This is a genomic window from Streptomyces sp. AC555_RSS877 (assembly GCF_019049245.1).
GTDB lineage: Bacteria > Actinomycetota > Actinomycetes > Streptomycetales > Streptomycetaceae > Streptomyces.
This window is the reverse complement of record NZ_JAGMUK010000059.1, coordinates 37,404-52,904: the sequence shown is the minus strand read 5'-3', so window position 1 is coordinate 52,904 and position 15,501 is coordinate 37,404. Positions and strand designations below refer to the sequence as shown.

The 15,501-nt window shown below is 71.4% G+C and carries 15 protein-coding genes; 7 read left to right on the top strand and 8 right to left on the bottom strand.

Going from position 1 to position 15,501, the window contains the following annotated elements:
* Positions 1-28: 28 nt before the first annotated feature.
* Together scy and mce are read right to left on the bottom strand one after the other, a co-directional pair.
* Positions 29-3,940: a polarized growth protein Scy gene (gene scy / locus KUM49_RS25755; RefSeq protein WP_217239328.1), complete on the bottom strand. Its 3,912-nt coding sequence runs from the start codon at positions 3,938-3,940 to the stop codon at positions 29-31.
* 234 nt (positions 3,941-4,174) lie between these two features.
* Positions 4,175-4,615: a methylmalonyl-CoA epimerase gene (gene mce / locus KUM49_RS25750; protein WP_217239327.1), complete on the bottom strand. Its 441-nt coding sequence runs from the start codon at positions 4,613-4,615 to the stop codon at positions 4,175-4,177.
* Between the two features lie 151 nt (positions 4,616-4,766).
* Here mce and KUM49_RS25745 point away from each other — a divergent pair, with 151 nt between their 5' ends.
* The 3 genes from KUM49_RS25745 (at position 4,767) to KUM49_RS25735 (ending at position 8,314) form a co-directional block, all read left to right on the top strand.
* Positions 4,767-5,969, top strand: coding sequence for an acetyl-CoA C-acetyltransferase (locus tag KUM49_RS25745; protein WP_217239326.1), 1,203 nt, complete (start codon positions 4,767-4,769; stop codon positions 5,967-5,969).
* 43 nt (positions 5,970-6,012) lie between these two features.
* A complete protein-coding gene (gene meaB, locus KUM49_RS25740; RefSeq protein ID WP_217239325.1) occupies positions 6,013-6,969 on the top strand; it encodes a methylmalonyl Co-A mutase-associated GTPase MeaB in 957 nt (318 codons plus the stop codon).
* Positions 6,970-7,129: 160 nt separating this feature from the next.
* Positions 7,130-8,314 (top strand): MFS transporter, encoded by a 1,185-nt coding sequence (locus tag KUM49_RS25735; protein WP_217239324.1) that lies wholly within the window; start codon positions 7,130-7,132, stop codon positions 8,312-8,314.
* A 352-nt stretch (positions 8,315-8,666) separates the two neighbouring features.
* On the opposite strand, the gene KUM49_RS25730 is transcribed toward KUM49_RS25735, so the two are convergent.
* Positions 8,667-9,350, bottom strand: coding sequence for a PepSY domain-containing protein (locus tag KUM49_RS25730; RefSeq protein WP_217239323.1), 684 nt, complete (start codon positions 9,348-9,350; stop codon positions 8,667-8,669).
* Positions 9,351-9,485: 135 nt separating this feature from the next.
* Between KUM49_RS25730 and KUM49_RS25725 the strand changes: the two genes are divergently transcribed.
* Positions 9,486-10,157: a response regulator transcription factor gene (locus KUM49_RS25725; RefSeq protein ID WP_217239322.1), complete on the top strand. Its 672-nt coding sequence runs from the start codon at positions 9,486-9,488 to the stop codon at positions 10,155-10,157.
* Entirely contained in the window at positions 10,154-11,605 is a 1,452-nt protein-coding gene (locus KUM49_RS25720; RefSeq protein ID WP_217239321.1) for a cell wall metabolism sensor histidine kinase WalK, read from the top strand. The genes KUM49_RS25725 and KUM49_RS25720 overlap by 4 nt, the downstream gene beginning before the upstream one ends.
* A 16-nt stretch (positions 11,606-11,621) precedes the next feature.
* Here KUM49_RS25720 and KUM49_RS25715 read toward each other — a convergent pair whose 3' ends face one another.
* The 5 genes from KUM49_RS25715 to KUM49_RS25695 form a co-directional block, all read right to left on the bottom strand.
* Complete coding sequence (locus KUM49_RS25715) at positions 11,622-12,098, bottom strand: MarR family winged helix-turn-helix transcriptional regulator (RefSeq protein ID WP_217239320.1); 477 nt, start codon at positions 12,096-12,098, stop codon at positions 11,622-11,624.
* Between the two features lie 95 nt (positions 12,099-12,193).
* Positions 12,194-12,991: an AIM24 family protein gene (locus KUM49_RS25710; protein ID WP_217239504.1), complete on the bottom strand. Its 798-nt coding sequence runs from the start codon at positions 12,989-12,991 to the stop codon at positions 12,194-12,196.
* A 2-nt stretch (positions 12,992-12,993) separates the two neighbouring features.
* Positions 12,994-13,644 carry an AIM24 family protein gene (locus KUM49_RS25705; RefSeq protein WP_217239319.1) on the bottom strand — a complete coding sequence of 217 codons (651 nt, stop codon included), beginning with the start codon at positions 13,642-13,644 and terminating at the stop codon, positions 12,994-12,996.
* A gap of 1 nt (position 13,645) precedes the next feature.
* Complete coding sequence (locus tag KUM49_RS25700) at positions 13,646-14,278, bottom strand: AIM24 family protein (protein ID WP_217239503.1); 633 nt, start codon at positions 14,276-14,278, stop codon at positions 13,646-13,648.
* An 86-nt stretch (positions 14,279-14,364) separates the two neighbouring features.
* Complete coding sequence (locus KUM49_RS25695) at positions 14,365-14,682, bottom strand: DUF6191 domain-containing protein (RefSeq protein WP_217239318.1); 318 nt, start codon at positions 14,680-14,682, stop codon at positions 14,365-14,367.
* A 133-nt stretch (positions 14,683-14,815) separates the two neighbouring features.
* On the opposite strand from KUM49_RS25695, the gene KUM49_RS25690 reads away from it, so the two are divergent.
* Positions 14,816-15,160 (top strand): DUF3817 domain-containing protein, encoded by a 345-nt coding sequence (locus KUM49_RS25690; RefSeq protein WP_217239317.1) that lies wholly within the window; start codon positions 14,816-14,818, stop codon positions 15,158-15,160.
* Positions 15,157-15,450, top strand: a complete 294-nt coding sequence (locus KUM49_RS25685) for an MTH1187 family thiamine-binding protein (RefSeq protein WP_217239316.1) — start codon at positions 15,157-15,159, stop codon at positions 15,448-15,450. Before KUM49_RS25690 ends, KUM49_RS25685 begins: the two co-directional genes overlap by 4 nt.
* Positions 15,451-15,501 lie beyond the last annotated feature (51 nt).

Below are 15,501 nucleotides of genomic sequence, written 5' to 3'. Positions count from 1 at the left end.
CAGAGGACACCGGAATTCGCACTTTGTTCTAGCCGTCCGACGACTTGTTACCCGAACGAGGGGCGCCGACCGTGGCGCCCGCCTTGACCCCGTCCTTGCCCCCCACAGGTGCCTCGAACGACTCCAGCGCCTCCAGGACGTCCTGGACACGCGAGATCTCGGCGTTGATGTCCTCGCGCCGGCGCACCAGGATCTCCAGCTCGCGCTTGCCCTCCTCGACCGTGCGCCTCGCCTCGCGGATCGCCTCGGCCTTGAGGTCCTCGGCCTCCTTCACGAGCGCCGCCTTCTTCTGCTCGGCCTCCTTCAGCAGCGCCTCGGCCTTCTTGACGGCGGCGATCCGCACCTTGCCGGCCTCGGAGTTGGCCTCCGACACCAGCTCCTTGGCCTTCGCCTGGGCCTTGACCAGCTGCTCCTCGGAGGCCTTGATGAGCGCGTCGCAGCGGTCGCCGGTCGACTTCATCGTCTCGGAGGCCTCGCGGCGGGCCCGCTCGTGCAGGCTCTCGATCTCGTTCGTGATGCGGTCGCGCAGCTCCTCGGCCCGCTCCCTTATCGCGGTGGCGTCCCGGCGGGCGCCGACAAGCAGTTCGTCCGCGTCCGTTCGCGCCTTCTCCACCCGCGAGTTGCCCTCGACCGTCGCCTCGGACACCAGCCGGTCCGCCTCGGTGCGGGCCGCGCCCACCATGCTGTCGGCCTGGGCCTCCGCTTCCGCGGTGGTCTTCTGAGCCTGCTGCTGCGCTTCGGCGAGCAGCTTGTCGGCCTCGGCGGCGGTCTCCGAGATGAGCTTGTCGACCTGCTCGGCCGCCTCGGAACGCCGCTGGTTGGCGGCACGGCGAGCCTCGTCGAGGGTGCGCTCGGACTCCTCGCGCGCGGCCGTGGTGACCCGCTCGGCCTCCGACAGCGCCTCCGCCTTGACCCGCGCGGACTCGCTGCGGACCTGCTCGGCGTGCTGCTGGGCCGACCCGACCGTCTCGGCGGCCTCGGCACGCAGCCGCTCCGCCTCGCCGGTGGCCTCGCCGACAAACTGCTCGGCCTGGGCGAGCGCCTCGGACCGGACCCGCTCGGCCTCCGCGACCGTCTCCGACCGCAGTCGCTCCGCCTCGGCGACCGTCTCCTGGCGCAGCCGGTCGGTGTCCGTGATCGTTTCGGTGGTGAGGCGCTCGGCCTCGTTGCGTGCCTCGGTGATGAGGGTGTCGGCCTGCGTCGCCGCGTCCGACCGGATGCGGTTGGCGTCCTCGCGGGCGTCCGCCCGGGTACGCGCCGCCGCCTGGTCGGCCTCGGCGATGGTCTCCGACGCCTGCGTACGGGCCCGCTGGGCGTGCTCGGACGCGTCCGAGCGCAGCTGCTCCGCCTCCGCGATCGCGTCCCCGACCGTGCGCTCGGCGAGCGCCTTGGCCGCGTCCGTCTCCTCGGCCGCCGCACGCCGAATCCGGCTCGCGTCCTCGGAGGCCCGCTCCCGCTCGGCGTAGGCGTCCGCGCGGACCCGGTCCGACTCCTCCTGGGCCTCCCGGCGGGTACGGTCCGCCGCGTGCTCGGCGGCCGAACGCAGCCCGGTGATCTCCTCCTGGGCCTGCTCGTACAGCCCCGCGACCGAGTCCCGTACCTGCTGGGCGTGCTGCTCGGCGGCCGACACCATCTCGGTGGCCCGCCGGTCGGCCTCCTCGACCAGTCGTACGGCCTCGGCCTGCGCCTCCTCGACGCGCTTGCGCGCCGAGGCCAGCAGTTCCTCGCTCTGCTCGCGGGCCCGCTCACGCTCCTGGCCGGCCTCCTGGCGGGCCGCGCCGAGCAGTTCCTCGGCCTCGCGGCGACGCCGGTTGGCCTCCTCCTGCGCGGCGGCCAGCGTCTCCGACGCCTCCGTCGACAGCCGCTCGGCGGCGGCCTGCGCCTCCGCCCGGACCCGGTCGGCGGTGTCCTGCGCGTCCGACTTCAGCCGCTCGGCCTCCGCCGCCGCCTCCGACCGAAGGCGCACGGCGACGGCCTCGCCCTCCGCGCGGGAGGCGGAGGCGTCGGACGCGGCCTCGGTGCGCAGCCGCTCGGCCTCCGTCTCGGCCTGCTGCTGGAGGGTGCGGATCCGCTCGGCGGCCTCGCCGCGCAGCCGCTCGCCCTCCTCGGAAGCCTCGCGACGGATCCGCACGGCCTCCTCACGGGCGTCGGCCAGCGCCTGCTCGGCGGCGACCAGGCGCTCCTCGGCCTCGGCGTGCAGCCGGGTCAGTTCCTCGGCGGCCTCGGCGCGGCGGGCCTCCATGGCCCGCTCGGTCTCCTCGTGCAGGTCGAGCGCGGCCCGCTCGGCGTCGGCCTTGATGCCCTCGGACTGCTCGACGGCCTCGGCGCGGTGCCGCTCGGCCTCCTTGCGGGTGCGCTCCAGGGTCTCCTCGGCCTGCCGGCGCAGGGTCGTCGCCCGCTCGATGGCCTCGGTGCGGACCTTCTCGCTGTCCGTGGTGGCCTTCTGGCGCAGCTCGTCCGCGTCCTGCCTGGACTTCGCCAGCAGCTCCTCGGCGGTCCTGGCCGCCTCCTCGATCTGCTGGACGGCCTCCTTGCGCGCCTCGGAGCGGATCTTCTCGCCCTCGGCGACCGCCTCGGCGCGCAGCTGCTCGGCCTCGCCGCGCAGTCGGCGGGCCTCCTCCTGCAGCTCGACCGTCTTGGCGCGGTACTCCTTGGTGTCGTCCTTCGCCGTGCCCTTGAGCTGCTCGGCGATGTCATGCGCCTCGGCCCGCAGCCGGTCCGCCTCGGTCTCCGCCTCGGTGCGGATCCGCTCGGCCTCCTCGGCGGCGGCCTTGGTGGTGTTGCGCGCGTCCTCCTGCGCCTTGTTGAGGACGTCCTCGGCCGTCTTGGCCGCCTTGGACAGTTGGGTCGCGCTCTCCTCGGCCGTGAGTGTGCGGGCCTTCTCGGCGGCCTCGTCGAGCAGCTTCTCCGCCGCCGCCCGGGCGTCCGCGACGATCTGCTCGGCGTCCGACCGGGTGGCCTCGGCCTCCTTGGTGGCCTCGGTGACCAGCCGGGCGACCTGCTCCTTAGCCGTACGGGTGCGCTGCTCGTTGGCCGACTCCGCGCTCGACAGCGCCTTCTCCGCAGCGGCCTTCGCCTCGGCGACCACCTTCTCCGCCTCGGCGCGCGCCTCACGCAGGGCCGTGTCGGCCTCCTGGATGCGCTGCTCGGCGGTCCGGCTCAGCTCCTGCGCCTGGCGGCGGGCCGCCTCCGACTCCGAGGTGGTGGAGGTGCGCAGCTGCTCGGCGTGGTCGGTGGCCTCCTGGGCCTGCGTCGAGGCGGCGTTCAGCAGCCGCTCGGCGTCCGCGCGGGCACGGCGCAGCAACTGCTCGGCCTCCGCGCGGGCCGACTCGGCCTCGCTGGTCAGCCGCTGCCGGGCCTCGGAGGTCACCCGCTCGGCCTCGGCACGGGCCGCCGCCATGGCCTGCTCGGCCTCGGCACGGGACTCGTCCAGGAGCCGGCGGGCCTGCTGCTCGCTGCGGGCGCGCAGCTGCTCCGCCCACGCCACGTTCTCGTTGACGTGCGACTCGACGGTCTGCCGGCGCTCGGCCAGTTCCTGGTCGAGCTGCTGGCGGCGGGTGACCGCCTCCTGGTGCAGCTCCGCCTGGAGCCGGGCCGCCTGCTCGGCGTGCTCCTGGAGGATGCGCTGGGTCTGCGCCCGGGCCTGGCTCAGCTCGCGCTCGGCCTCCTGGCGCAGCTGGTCGGCCTGGACCTGCGCGTTGCGCAGCAGCTGTTCGGCCTGGTAGCCGAGGTCGCCGCCGTCGAAGGCGGGCCGGGACATGATGGTGCGCCGCGCCTCGTGCAACTTGGCGCGCAGCACCTCGACCTGGTAGCCGAGGTCCTCGGCATGCTGGATCGCCTTTTCCCGCTCGGTCTTCAGCCGCTTCATCTCGGCTTCGAAACGAGTGAGGTGGTCGACGTCAGCCGCCGGTTCCCGCTCCTGGCTCTCGTAGCCCCGCACTGCGCGGTCCCATCCGTCCCCTGGTCGCAAGTCTCTCCGTACGAGCTCCGTCCGTTCGCAGAACGGGGCTCCCGGGGAATGGTGTCAGATCAACGGCGGAGCACGGGCTGCTGCCCCGACGCTCGTCCCCCGAAACCCGGACCCCGGCCAGGTCCCGCCGTGACGGCAGGACCCTGGTCGCCCTGGTTGTGAGCGACGACCGCCCCCAACCCTACCGGCCCATATGTACGAGGGTCAGTGCTCAGGTGACTCAACGGGCGCAGAAGTGACCAGTTCCGTCAGTACGCCGTGGCAATCCTTGGGGTGCAGGAAGGTGATCCGTGACCCCATGGAACCGATTCGCGGCTCTTCGTACAGAACGCGTACGCCCTTTCCGCGGATGTCCGCGGCGTCCGCGTCGACATCCGCCGTACCGAAGGCGATGTGGTGCACGCCCTCGCCGTTCTTCGCGAGCCACTTGCCCACGGCGGAGTCCTCCCGGGTCGGCTCCAGGAGCTGCAGGTACGAAGCTCCGCCGTCGGACGTATCGTTGATCTTGAGCATGGCCTCGCGCACGCCCTGCTCCTCGTTGACCTCGGAGTGGAACACCTCGAAGCCGTAGGTGGCCCGATAGAACTCGACGGTCTTGTCGAGGTCGAAACAGGCGATCCCGATGTGGTCGATTCGCGTCAGCATGGATTCAGTGCAGCGCTCCGGAGGTGGTTACGCAACGTGCGCGCGATCACACCGACAGCCCGATGACGGCATGGACTACCGCTCAGTACATTCGAAGTAAACCCTCGTTCACTCCTCGGCCAGTGCAGGCCGGATAAGGGGATCGCAGCTCATGACTGGATCGAACAGCACGACCTCGGTGATCGTCGCGGGCGCCCGGACGCCCATGGGTCGGTTGCTGGGCTCGCTGAAGTCCCTCTCGGGAGCCGACCTCGGCGGCTTCGCGATCAAGGCCGCCCTCGACCGTGCGGGTATCGGCGGCGACCAGGTGCAGTACGTGATCATGGGCCAGGTGCTCCAGGCCGGGGCGGGGCAGATCCCGGCCCGCCAGGCCGCGGTCAAGGCCGGCATCCCGATGAACGTCCCGGCGCTCACCGTCAACAAGGTGTGTCTGTCCGGCCTCGACGCCATCGCGCTGGCCGACCAGCTGATCCGTGCGGGTGAGTTCGACGTGATCGTCGCCGGCGGCCAGGAGTCCATGACCAACGCCCCCCACCTGCTGCCCAAGTCCCGCGAGGGCTTCAAGTACGGGGCGATCGAGATGCTCGACGCCATGGCGTACGACGGTCTCACCGACGCCTTCGAGAACATCGCCATGGGCGAGTCGACGGAGAAGTACAACACCCGCCTCGGCATCCAGCGCCCCGAGCAGGACGAGTTCTCCGCCCTGTCCCACCAGCGCGCCGCCGCCGCCCAGAAGAACGGCCTGTTCGAGGCCGAGATCACCCCCGTGGAGATCCCGCAGCGCAAGGGCGAGCCGGTCGTCTTCGCCAAGGACGAGGGCATCCGCGGGGAGACCACGGCGGAGTCCCTGGGCAAGCTGCGCCCGGCGTTCACGAAGGACGGCACGATCACCGCGGGCTCGGCCTCGCAGATCTCCGACGGCGCCGCGGCGGTCGTGGTGATGAGCAAGGCCAAGGCGCAGGAGCTCGGCCTGGAGTGGATCGCCGAGATCGGCGCCCACGGCAACGTGGCCGGTCCCGACAACTCTTTGCAGTCGCAGCCGTCCAACGCGATCCTCCACGCCCTCAAGAAGGAGGGCCTGGAGGTCTCCGACCTCGACCTGATCGAGATCAACGAGGCCTTCGCGGCGGTCGCGGTCCAGTCAATGAAGGACCTCGGCGTGTCCACGGAACGGGTGAATGTCAACGGCGGTGCCATCGCCCTCGGCCACCCGATCGGCATGTCCGGCGCCCGCCTCGTCCTGCACCTGGCGCTGGAGCTGAAGCGGCGCGGCGGCGGCGTGGGCGCGGCCGCACTGTGCGGCGGCGGCGGGCAGGGTGACGCGCTGATCGTGCGGGTACCGAAGGCCTGAGTCCGCTGTACGTCTTCCTCTGATCTCGCTGAACGGAGCTGTGATGCAGGACGTCTCCTCGCTGGTCACCCAGGCCAGGGAAGGCCGGCCGCGGGCCGTGGCCCGGCTGATTTCCCTCGTGGAGGGGGCGTCCCCGCAGCTCAGGGAGGTAATGGCGGCACTGGCCCCGCTGACCGGCGGGGCGTACGTGGTCGGTCTGACCGGCTCGCCGGGCGTCGGCAAGTCGACGTCCACGTCCGCGCTGGTGACCGCGTACCGCAAACAGGGCAAGCGGGTCGGCGTCCTGGCCGTCGACCCGTCCTCGCCGTTCTCCGGCGGCGCGCTGCTCGGCGACCGGGTCCGGATGTCGGAGCACTCCTCGGACCCGGGCGTCTACATCCGCTCGATGGCCACCCGGGGCCACCTCGGCGGCCTCGCCTGGTCCGCCCCCCAGGCGATCCGCGTCCTGGACGCGGCCGGCTGCGAGGTGATCCTCGTCGAGACGGTCGGCGTCGGCCAGTCGGAGGTCGAGATCGCCTCCCAGGCGGACACGTCGGTGGTGCTGCTGGCGCCGGGCATGGGAGACGGCATCCAGGCGGCGAAGGCCGGAATCCTGGAAATCGGCGACGTGTACGTCGTCAACAAGGCCGACCGCGACGGTGCGGACGCCACGGCCCGCGAGCTGAACCACATGCTGGGCCTCGGCGAGTCCCGCGGCCCCGGCGACTGGCGCCCGCCCATCGTCAAGACGGTCGCCGCCCGCTCCGAGGGCATCGACGAGGTCGTCGAGGCACTGGAGAAGCACCGCGCGTGGATGGAGGAGCGGGGCGTCCTGGCCGAACGCCGCCGCACCCGCGCCGCCCGCGAGGTCGAGACGATCGCCGTCACCGCCCTGCGCGAACGCATCGGCGACCTGCACGGCGACCGCCGGCTGAGCACACTGGCGGAGAAGATCGTCGCCGGGGAACTCGACCCGTACCGAGCGGCGGACGAACTGGTGGCGGGGCTGACAGAGGGCTGACCGCCCCATGGTGTACGCGATGAACCCGCTGATACGTTGATCCACATGTTCCTCCTCCTGGCATAGGGCCCGCCCGAGCCCGCGACCGCACCCGGCAGCACGCCGTGGCCGTCGCGGCACTTCGGCGTCCCTTCCGTGCCTCCAGTAGAGGAACTTTGTCGTGTCCGCTGTGTCCCCGCGGCCTTCGTATGCCGCGGTACTCCGCATTCCCCATGCCCGCCGCACCTTCGCCGCCGCCCTCACCGCCCGGCTGTCGTACGGCGTGGTCCCGATCGCCGTGATGCTCTGCGTGACCCGGGCGACCGGGTCGTACGCCGTCGCCGGTGTCGTCCTGGCCGTGTTCGGCGCCACCGTCGTCTTCCTGTCGCCGTACCGGGCGGCCCTCGTCGACCGGTACGGCCCGCGCCGGGTCCTGCTGCCGATGGCCCTGCTGTACGCGGTGCTGCTCTGCACCCTGACGGTGGCCGGCCGGCATCCGGGCGCGTCCGGACTGCTGCTCGGCGTCATCGCCGCCGTCACGGGCGCCTGCGCGCCGCCGCTCGGCCCCACCATGCGCACGGTGTGGCGCGAACTCGCCGAGGACCGGCTCCTGCTGCAACGCGCGTACAGCCTGGACGGGGTCGCGGAGGAGCTTCTCTTCGTCACCGGCCCGCTGTTGGTGGGCGTGCTGGTCGGCTTCACGGCACCCGCCGTGGGTGTGGTGCTGGGCGCCATGCTGATGGGGGTGGGGACGCCCGCCTTCGTCATGTCACCGGCGGTCGGCGCGATGCGGGGGAGCGGAGGGGTACGCAAGGGCCGACGGGCGTCGCTCAGGCCCGGGCGGGAACTGCTGCCACCGATCGTCGTCGCGGGAGGCGTCGGTCTGTCCCTCAGCGCGGTGGACCTGTTGGTGGTGGCCTTCGCCGGGCAGCGCCGGCTCGGGGACGACACCGTCGCCTGGGTGCTCGCGGCGCTGTCGGCGGGCAGCGCGGTGGGGGGTCTGCTGAACGGGGCGGTGGACTGGCGTACGCCGGCCCGGGTTCGGCTGCCGTTCCTGGCGGCGGGCCTGGGCGTGACGCTCGGCGTCGCCGGTCTGGCCCCCGGCGTGGTCACCCTCACCGGGGCGGCGGCCTGCGCGGGGCTGTTCGTCGCGCCGGCCCTGACGACGGCGTACCTGATCGCCGATGAAGCCGCCCCGGCCGGGTTCCGTACGCAAGCGGGAGCGTGGGTCAACACGTCCGTCAACGCGGGGAGTTCGGCCGGGGCGGCGACGATGGGGCTCCTGGTGGAGCGACTTCCGCTGGGGGTGTGCTTCCTGGTGGCGGGTGGGGTGTCGGTGGGGGCGGCGGTGATCGCGGGCATCTAGGGCCTGTCCGGCGGGTCAAGTCGCAGGACATGCGCGGCGCCTCGTCGACGCAGGTGAGCGGGGCCCGGTGCGTCGAGCTGCGAGGCGGAGGAGGGCGTCGACGTGATGGGGGTCCCCCCGCTCGAGCGAGGTCGAGAGTGGGGGAGTCGGCAACCGACGACAACGCCGCAGATCGGCGTGCCAGGCCCCGCGTCTGCGGCATGATCCGCCGGACAGGCCCTCGCCCCACAGGCGCCGGTACGGGCGTCGGCAAAGGGCTCCGCCCCGGAACCCCGGCCTGTGTTCCGGGGGTCCAGGGGCGGAGCCCTCTGGCGGGTTGCGGGGTCAGCGGGGGCAGCGCCCCTGCGTCACGTCAGACGTCGTTGTCGTCGCCGTCGTTGTCGTTGTCGTTGTCGGAGGCGTCCGAGCGGTCCGCCGTGACCTTGCCGGTCTTCAGGTCGACGTTCCAGTCCTGCTCGGCCTTGCCGGACTTGTGGGTCTCGACCTCCCAGGCCTTCGAGGCGCCGTCCTCGTCCAGGTCCACCGACGTCACGGTGCCCTTGCCGGCCGCGGCCTCGGCGGCCTGCGAGGCCGTCACCTTCGCGCCCTTCAGCGCGGTGCGCACCTGGGCGGTGTCGTCCTCCCGCTCGGTGTGGGAGCCGAGGACCTTGCCGGTGTCCGGGTCGACGTTCACGCTGTGCCAGGTGCTGCCGGTGCCGAGCACGTCGACCTGCCACACGACCGGCCCGGCGTCGTCCTGGTCGTCCAGTTCCACGGAGACGGCGGTCCCCGGGTCGTGCCGCAGCGCGGTGGCGATGGCCTCGGCCGCCGTCACGTCACCGGACACCCGCGCCGCGTCGTCGTCCTGGGCGTCGTCGGCGCCGTCGGTGTCATCGAGATCCTGGGCGTCGTCGTCCTGGACACCGGCCTGCCTCAGCTGAGCGTCCGCCTGCCGCGCCGTTCCCTCGCCGTCCCCGGTCCCCGCGAGTGCGGTGGCCGTACCGCCACCGATCAGAGCGGCGGCCGTAACAGCGGCGATCACGATGTTGCGCTTCATGCGGGTTCCTCCAGAGTCGTACTGATTCGATCGCTTCGTTTCGCTTTCGACGTCAACCACCCTGGACGACCGACGCTGAGAGGAACCTGAAGCCCCCTGAAGAGATCTTCAGCATCCCTTTGCGAACCTTTACGCATGCGCCTGTTGATCGTGGAGGACGAGAAGCGGCTGGCCCTGTCGCTCGCCAAGGGCCTGACGGCCGAGGGGTACGCCGTGGACGTGGTCCACGACGGCCGGGAGGGTCTGCACCGGGCCACGGAGGGGACGTACGACCTCGTGATCCTGGACATCATGCTGCCCGGCCTCAACGGCTACCGTGTCTGCGCCGCCCTGCGCGCCGCGGGCCATGACGTGCCGATCCTGATGCTCACCGCCAAGGACGGCGAGTACGACGAGGCGGAGGGCCTCGACACGGGCGCCGACGACTACCTGACCAAGCCCTTCTCGTACGTCGTCCTCGTCGCCCGGATCAACGCCCTGCTGCGGCGCCGCGCCCAGGGCCCCGGCGCCTCGCCCGTGCACGTCCACGGCGACCTGAAGGTCGACACCGCCGCCCGCCGCGTCTTCCTGGCCGACGACGAGATCGCGCTCACCGCCAAGGAGTTCGCCGTCCTGGAGCAGTTCGTGCTGCGGGCCGGGGAGGTGGTGTCCAAGTCCGAGATCCTGGAACACGTCTGGGACTTCGCGTACGAGGGCGATCCGAACATCGTCGAGGTGTACGTCAGCACCCTGCGCCGCAAACTGCGCGCCGGGCTCATCCGCACGGTCCGCGGCGTCGGCTACCGGCTGGAGACGGAGCAACGATGAGACGTCTGTTCGGTTCCGTACGGTCCCGGGCGACCCTCGCCGCCACCCTCGTCGTCGCGGTGGCGCTGGTCGCGGCCGGGACCGCCGTCCTGCTGTCCCTGCGCTCCAACCTGATCGGGCAGGCCGGCACGGCGGCGGAGCGTTACGCGCGGACGGTGGCCACCGACCTCTCCGCCGGGAAGACGTACGAGCAGCTGTCCCTGGACGACGACGACCAGCCCGTCCAGGTCGTCGACGAGAAGGGCACGCTCGTCGCCGCGACGGAGAACCTGGAGCGGATCAGCGGTACGGGCACCGACGCGGTGCGGCCGCAGACACCCACTCCCGGTCCCAGCCCCACTCCCAAGTCCACGGCCGGCAGCGGCGACGAAGACGGTGACGAGGACGACGACGCCGACGACTCCGCTTCCTCCCACCCCGGCGAGATCGGCGAGGAGACCACCTTCACCACCGGCTCCGCGACGATCGACCACCACAGTGCGGGCTACCGCTTCGCCACCGTCCAGGTGGAGACCGACAAGGCCGGCCTGCTCACCGTCTACGCCGGTGCCCCCCTGTCCGCCGAACAGAGCGCCGTGAACACCGCGCTGACCGTCATGCTGATCGGCTTCCCGCTGCTGCTCGCCGTCGTCGCGGGCGTGACCTGGCTGGTCACCCGGCGCGCGCTGCGCCCGGTGGAAGGCATCCGTGGCGAGATGGCCGCGATCACCGCCTCGGAGGACCTGGGCCGCCGGGTCCCGGTGCCGGACACACACGACGAGGTGGCCCGCCTCGCCCGCACGACGAACGAGACGCTGGCCGCCCTGGAGACCTCCGTGGAACGGCAGCGCCGGTTCGTCGCCGACGCCTCGCACGAGCTGCGCAGCCCGATCGCCAGCCTGCGCACGCAGCTCGAAGTGGCCGCCGCGCACCCCGAGTTGCTGGACCTGGAGGGCGCGGTCGAGGACACCGTACGACTGCAGCACCTCGCCACCGACCTGCTGCTGCTCGCCCGGCTGGACGCGGGGGAGCGTCCGGTCGACGGGCGGCGCCTTGACCTTGCCGCGCTGGCGCGGGAGGAGGCCGCGGGGCGGGAAGGCGTGAGCGTGGAGGCGGCCGGGGCGGTGGAGGTGGCCGGGTCCCGGGGGCAGTTGCAGCGGGTGCTCACCAACCTGCTGGACAACGCGCGGCGGCACACCCGGTCGGCGGTCACGGTGACCGTGCGGCGGGACGGGGAGTGGGCCGTGGCCGGGGTCGCCGACGACGGGGACGGGGTGCCCGAGGGCGACCGGGAGCGGATCTTCGAGCGGTTCGTACGTCTCGACGACGCCCGCAGCCGCGACGACGGCGGCGCCGGGCTCGGGCTCGCCATCGCCCGTGACGTGGCCGCACGACACGGCGGCACGCTCACGGTCCGTGAAGCGCCGACAGGCGGAGCCCTGTTCGAGCTCCGTCTGCCGCTTGCCTAGGTTGCCGACGCCCGGGTCACGGGCGCCCGCGCTGCCCCCGCAGATGGTCGGCGACGGGCCGCAGGGACTTCTCGAGTTCCACCAGCGCGTCGGGGGACAGCATGTCGATGAAGTGCCGCCGCACGGACGCCACATGATGAGGCGCGACCTTCTTCATCGTCTCCATGCCGTGCTCGGTGAGCACCGCGAACAGACCGCGGCGGTCGGACTCGCAGTTCTCGCGCCGCACGAGGTCCGCGTTCTCCATGCGGGTGATCTGGTGGGAGAGGCGGCTCTTGGACTGGAGGGTGGCGGACGCGAGGTCGCTCATCCGCATCCGTACGCCCTCCGACTCGGACAGGTTGACCAGGATCTCGTAGTCGTTCATCGTCAGGCCGAACGGCTGAAGGTCCCTCTCGAGCTGGTACGTCAACAGCCTGTTGACCTCCAGGTGGGTGCGCCAGGCGCACTGCTCCGCATCGGTCAGCCAGCGCGTGGCCGTCTCGGTCTCCATGAATGAAGTCTACCTAAAAGGTTGAAAGGCGAACTAGTGAGGGTCGTGCGACGCCGGCGCGCACACGTTCGACGTCACACTCCGCAGACTACCGCTCACAGCCCGAAGCGACGCTGCAGGTCCCCGAGCTGTCCGGGAAGGCGCGGTGCGCCGGCTTGCTGTCCGGGCCCCGTGGGCCCCCCACCGCCGCCGGGTACTCCCGCCCCGTGCGGAACGGCCCCCATGGCCTGCTCGGCCATCAGCGCCTCCGACGACTGCAGCAGGACCGTGCCGGCTCCCACGAACTCGAACTGGTGCTCCTCCCCGGAGGCTCCGCCGAGGCCCGTCATCGCACGTAGGCCGCCCATCAGGCCGGTCATGTACCCGTGGTCGTAGTGATGGCACGGAGAGGGGCAGTCGGCCCAGCCGACGAGGGCCTGCGGGTCCACCCGGATCGGGGGTTCCATGAACACCACGGGGCCGTTCGACGCGGCCACGAACTTTCCGGTTCCGATGAGTGTCAGAAAACCCGGCACGATTGATTGCTTGAGGGCAAGACTTGGCTGAAAAGCGAGCAAGTTGCCCGAGCGAATGGTCAGATTGCCGTTTTCCAGGTCGTACGAGTTCACGTCGAAGGCCCGGTCGGCGAGCAGCATCTTCCCCGAGCCCTCCGCCACGACCCAGTCGCTCGCGTGCAGAGGCGAATGGAAGGACGTACGGACAAGACGGTCCAGCCGGCCGTGCCCGATGCCGTTGAACTCCATCGAGCCGTAGTAGGCGATCATCTTCCCCTTCTGCAGGAACCACTGGCTCCCCTTGAGCTCCACGCAGAAGGTGTAGTTGTCGACGTTGTCGTCGACCGGCAGGGTCATGGGGTCGTAGACCGTCGGGCCGCCGCCCGGAGCCCCGTACATGCTCACAGCTTCTCCTCCGAGGCCTGGACGTACACCGTGCCGTTGCCGCTGAGCTCCAGTTGGAACGCCTCTCCGGAACCGCGGCCCACCATGTCCCGCCAGCCGAGCGCGGTGGACAGCTTGTTGCGGACGTCGCCGTGGTGGGCGACGTACGCCTGGGGGTCGACATGGACCGGGCGCTGCGGCGTGATGGGGATCTGGATGACGCCGCCGTGCGCCATCACGGCGACCGAGCCGTGTCCCTTCAGGGTGGTCGTGAACAGCCCCTGGCCGCTGACCTGGCCGCGGACCATGCCCATGACCCCGCCCTGGGAGCCCATGAACATGGTGCCCTGCTCCAGGGTGCCCTCGAAGGCGAGGAGCCGGTCCGCCTCCACGAACAGGGTGTCGCCGGTGAGGCTGATGACCTGGACGTGGTGGCCGCCGTGCCCGAACAGGACGGTGCCGCTGCCCTCGACGGACATCAGGGGAGCGGCCTCGCCCGCCGCCCGGCGGCCGATCATCGACATGACGCCGCCCTGGCCGCCCTGGATGTTGGGCGTGAAGGACACCTCGCCCCGGTAGGCGAGCATCGCCCCGCGCTGACTGAACAGCCGCTGCCCCGGCATGACGGTCGCCTCGACCATCTTGGAGTTGATCTCCCGCAAGGCCATGTCACACATCCCCCGCGATCGTGTTCCGCTCGCTCGGCTGGACGTAGACCAGGCCGTCGCCCTCGAAGCGGATCTGGAAGGCCTCGCCGCCGCCCTCGCCCATGAGCGTGCGGAAGGTCACACCGGACTGGAAGGACTGCCGCAGGTTCCCCTGGTGGGCGATGTACGCGCCCGGGTCGACCGTCAGCGGGTACTGGGCGCTGACCCGCAGCACGACCGCCGGCCCGTCCGACATGATCGCGGCCTGTCCGTGGCCCTCGAGCGTCGTCGTGAACAGTCCGTTGCCCTGCGAGGCCCCGCGCGTGCCCGTGAACGACGTGCCGGTCCGCAACCCCGAATCGGTCGCGAGCAGGTTGCTCGACTCCACGTACAGCTTGTCCCCCTGGAGGGCGACGAGGTTGATCTCCGAGGCCCGGTCCGCGAACCAGCACGTCCCGTGCCCCTTCACCTCCATCAGTGTCATCTGCTCGCCGGTGATCCGCCGGGTCACCATCCCCCGGATGCCCTCACCGCCGCCGCTGAGCTTCTTGAAGTCCATCTGCCCGTCGTACGCGACCATCGAGCCGTTCTTCGCCTTCACGGCGTCCCCGGTCATGTCGACGGCCAGCACCTTGCTGCCTTGAAGTCGGAACATCGCCACGCTGCGAAAGGTAGCCCCCCGGGAGCCTTCGCCAACAGAGCCTGGAGGTGGAGTACGACCCTGACTGCACCCCTGAGGGGTCAGCCGCCGGCCTCGGGCAGCCGGATGAGGGCCTTCCCGGTGGTCAGGTCGACCGTGGACCACGGCGGGTCCCCGTCCTCCTCGTCGTCCCGCATCACCAAGGCGCTCTGCCGTTCCTTCAGCTCGTTCTGCTTGCCCGGTGAGAAGGCGGCGTGCAGCTGCTCGAACCCGGTCGCGGAGATCTGCCCCTGCCGCCCGCTGTTCCGCCAGGGCAGCACACCGGCCCGCCCGGCGCGCATCAGCACCTGTTCGACGAAGGCCAGGACGGTGAGCAGCACCACCAGCCCCGGAACGGTCATGAAGAAGACGAACTGCATACGCGCTCCCCGGTTGCCGCCACCGGCTTCCACCCCCCGCCCGCCCGCCGCCCAGCCGTTTGCCACAATGGGGCGAAATCGTTTGTGCCCGGATTCACAAACCGTCCGACGTCTCTCCCACCGAAGGTGACCCGTGGACATCAAGACCGCCACCGCCCTCCGACGCCTCCGCCTGGTCTCGGCCCCCGAGGCGATCTCCTTCCTCCTTCTCCTCGTCTGCTCGGTGCTGAAGCGGACCACGGACTTCAACGCGGTCCCCGTGATGGGGATGATCCACGGCGTCCTCTTCATCCTGTACGTGATCTTCTGGGCCGACGCCTGGAACCGTACGAAGTGGCCTCTGAAGACCGCCGCCCTCTACTTCGTCCTCTCCGTGCTGCCCACCGGCGGCTTCTTCGCCGAGCGCAGGCTCAGGCGCGAGACCGAGGACGCGGTCATCGCCTCCCGCGCCCGTCAGGAAAAGGCCGTGAAGGCATGATCGTCGCCTTCTCCGTGACGCCGCTGGGCGTCGGCGAGGACGTGGGGGAGTACGTCGCCGACGCCGTCAGGGTCGTACGCGCATCGGGCCTGCCCCACCGCACCGACGCGATGTTCACGTCGATCGAGGGCGAGTGGGACGAGGTCATGGACGTCGTCAAGCGGGCGGTCGCCGCGGTCGAGCAGCGCGCACCACGCGTCTCCCTGGTCCTCAAGGCGGACATCCGTCCCGGAGTGACGGACGGACTCACCTCCAAGGTGGAGACGGTGGAGCGGCATCTCGCCGAGTAGCGCCGCAGCAGGAGAACCCGGGATGGACCCCGGCCCACACGGGCCGGGGTT

Excerpts from the sequence above, each read along its gene's own strand:
- mce (WP_217239327.1), bottom strand. The coding sequence starts at position 4,615 with ATGCTGACGCGAATCGACCACATCGGGATCGCCTGTTTCGACCTCGAC.
- KUM49_RS25745 (WP_217239326.1), top strand. The coding sequence starts at position 4,767 with ATGACTGGATCGAACAGCACGACCTCGGTGATCGTCGCGGGCGCCCGG.
- meaB (WP_217239325.1), top strand. The coding sequence starts at position 6,013 with ATGCAGGACGTCTCCTCGCTGGTCACCCAGGCCAGGGAAGGCCGGCCG.
- KUM49_RS25730 (WP_217239323.1), bottom strand. The coding sequence starts at position 9,350 with ATGAAGCGCAACATCGTGATCGCCGCTGTTACGGCCGCCGCTCTGATC.
- KUM49_RS25725 (WP_217239322.1), top strand. The coding sequence starts at position 9,486 with ATGCGCCTGTTGATCGTGGAGGACGAGAAGCGGCTGGCCCTGTCGCTC.
- KUM49_RS25720 (WP_217239321.1), top strand. The coding sequence starts at position 10,154 with ATGAGACGTCTGTTCGGTTCCGTACGGTCCCGGGCGACCCTCGCCGCC.
- KUM49_RS25715 (WP_217239320.1), bottom strand. The coding sequence starts at position 12,098 with ATGGAGACCGAGACGGCCACGCGCTGGCTGACCGATGCGGAGCAGTGC.
- KUM49_RS25710 (WP_217239504.1), bottom strand. The coding sequence starts at position 12,991 with ATGTACGGGGCTCCGGGCGGCGGCCCGACGGTCTACGACCCCATGACC.
- KUM49_RS25705 (WP_217239319.1), bottom strand. The coding sequence starts at position 13,644 with ATGGCCTTGCGGGAGATCAACTCCAAGATGGTCGAGGCGACCGTCATG.
- KUM49_RS25700 (WP_217239503.1), bottom strand. The coding sequence starts at position 14,278 with ATGTTCCGACTTCAAGGCAGCAAGGTGCTGGCCGTCGACATGACCGGG.
- KUM49_RS25695 (WP_217239318.1), bottom strand. The coding sequence starts at position 14,682 with ATGCAGTTCGTCTTCTTCATGACCGTTCCGGGGCTGGTGGTGCTGCTC.
- KUM49_RS25685 (WP_217239316.1), top strand. The coding sequence starts at position 15,157 with ATGATCGTCGCCTTCTCCGTGACGCCGCTGGGCGTCGGCGAGGACGTG.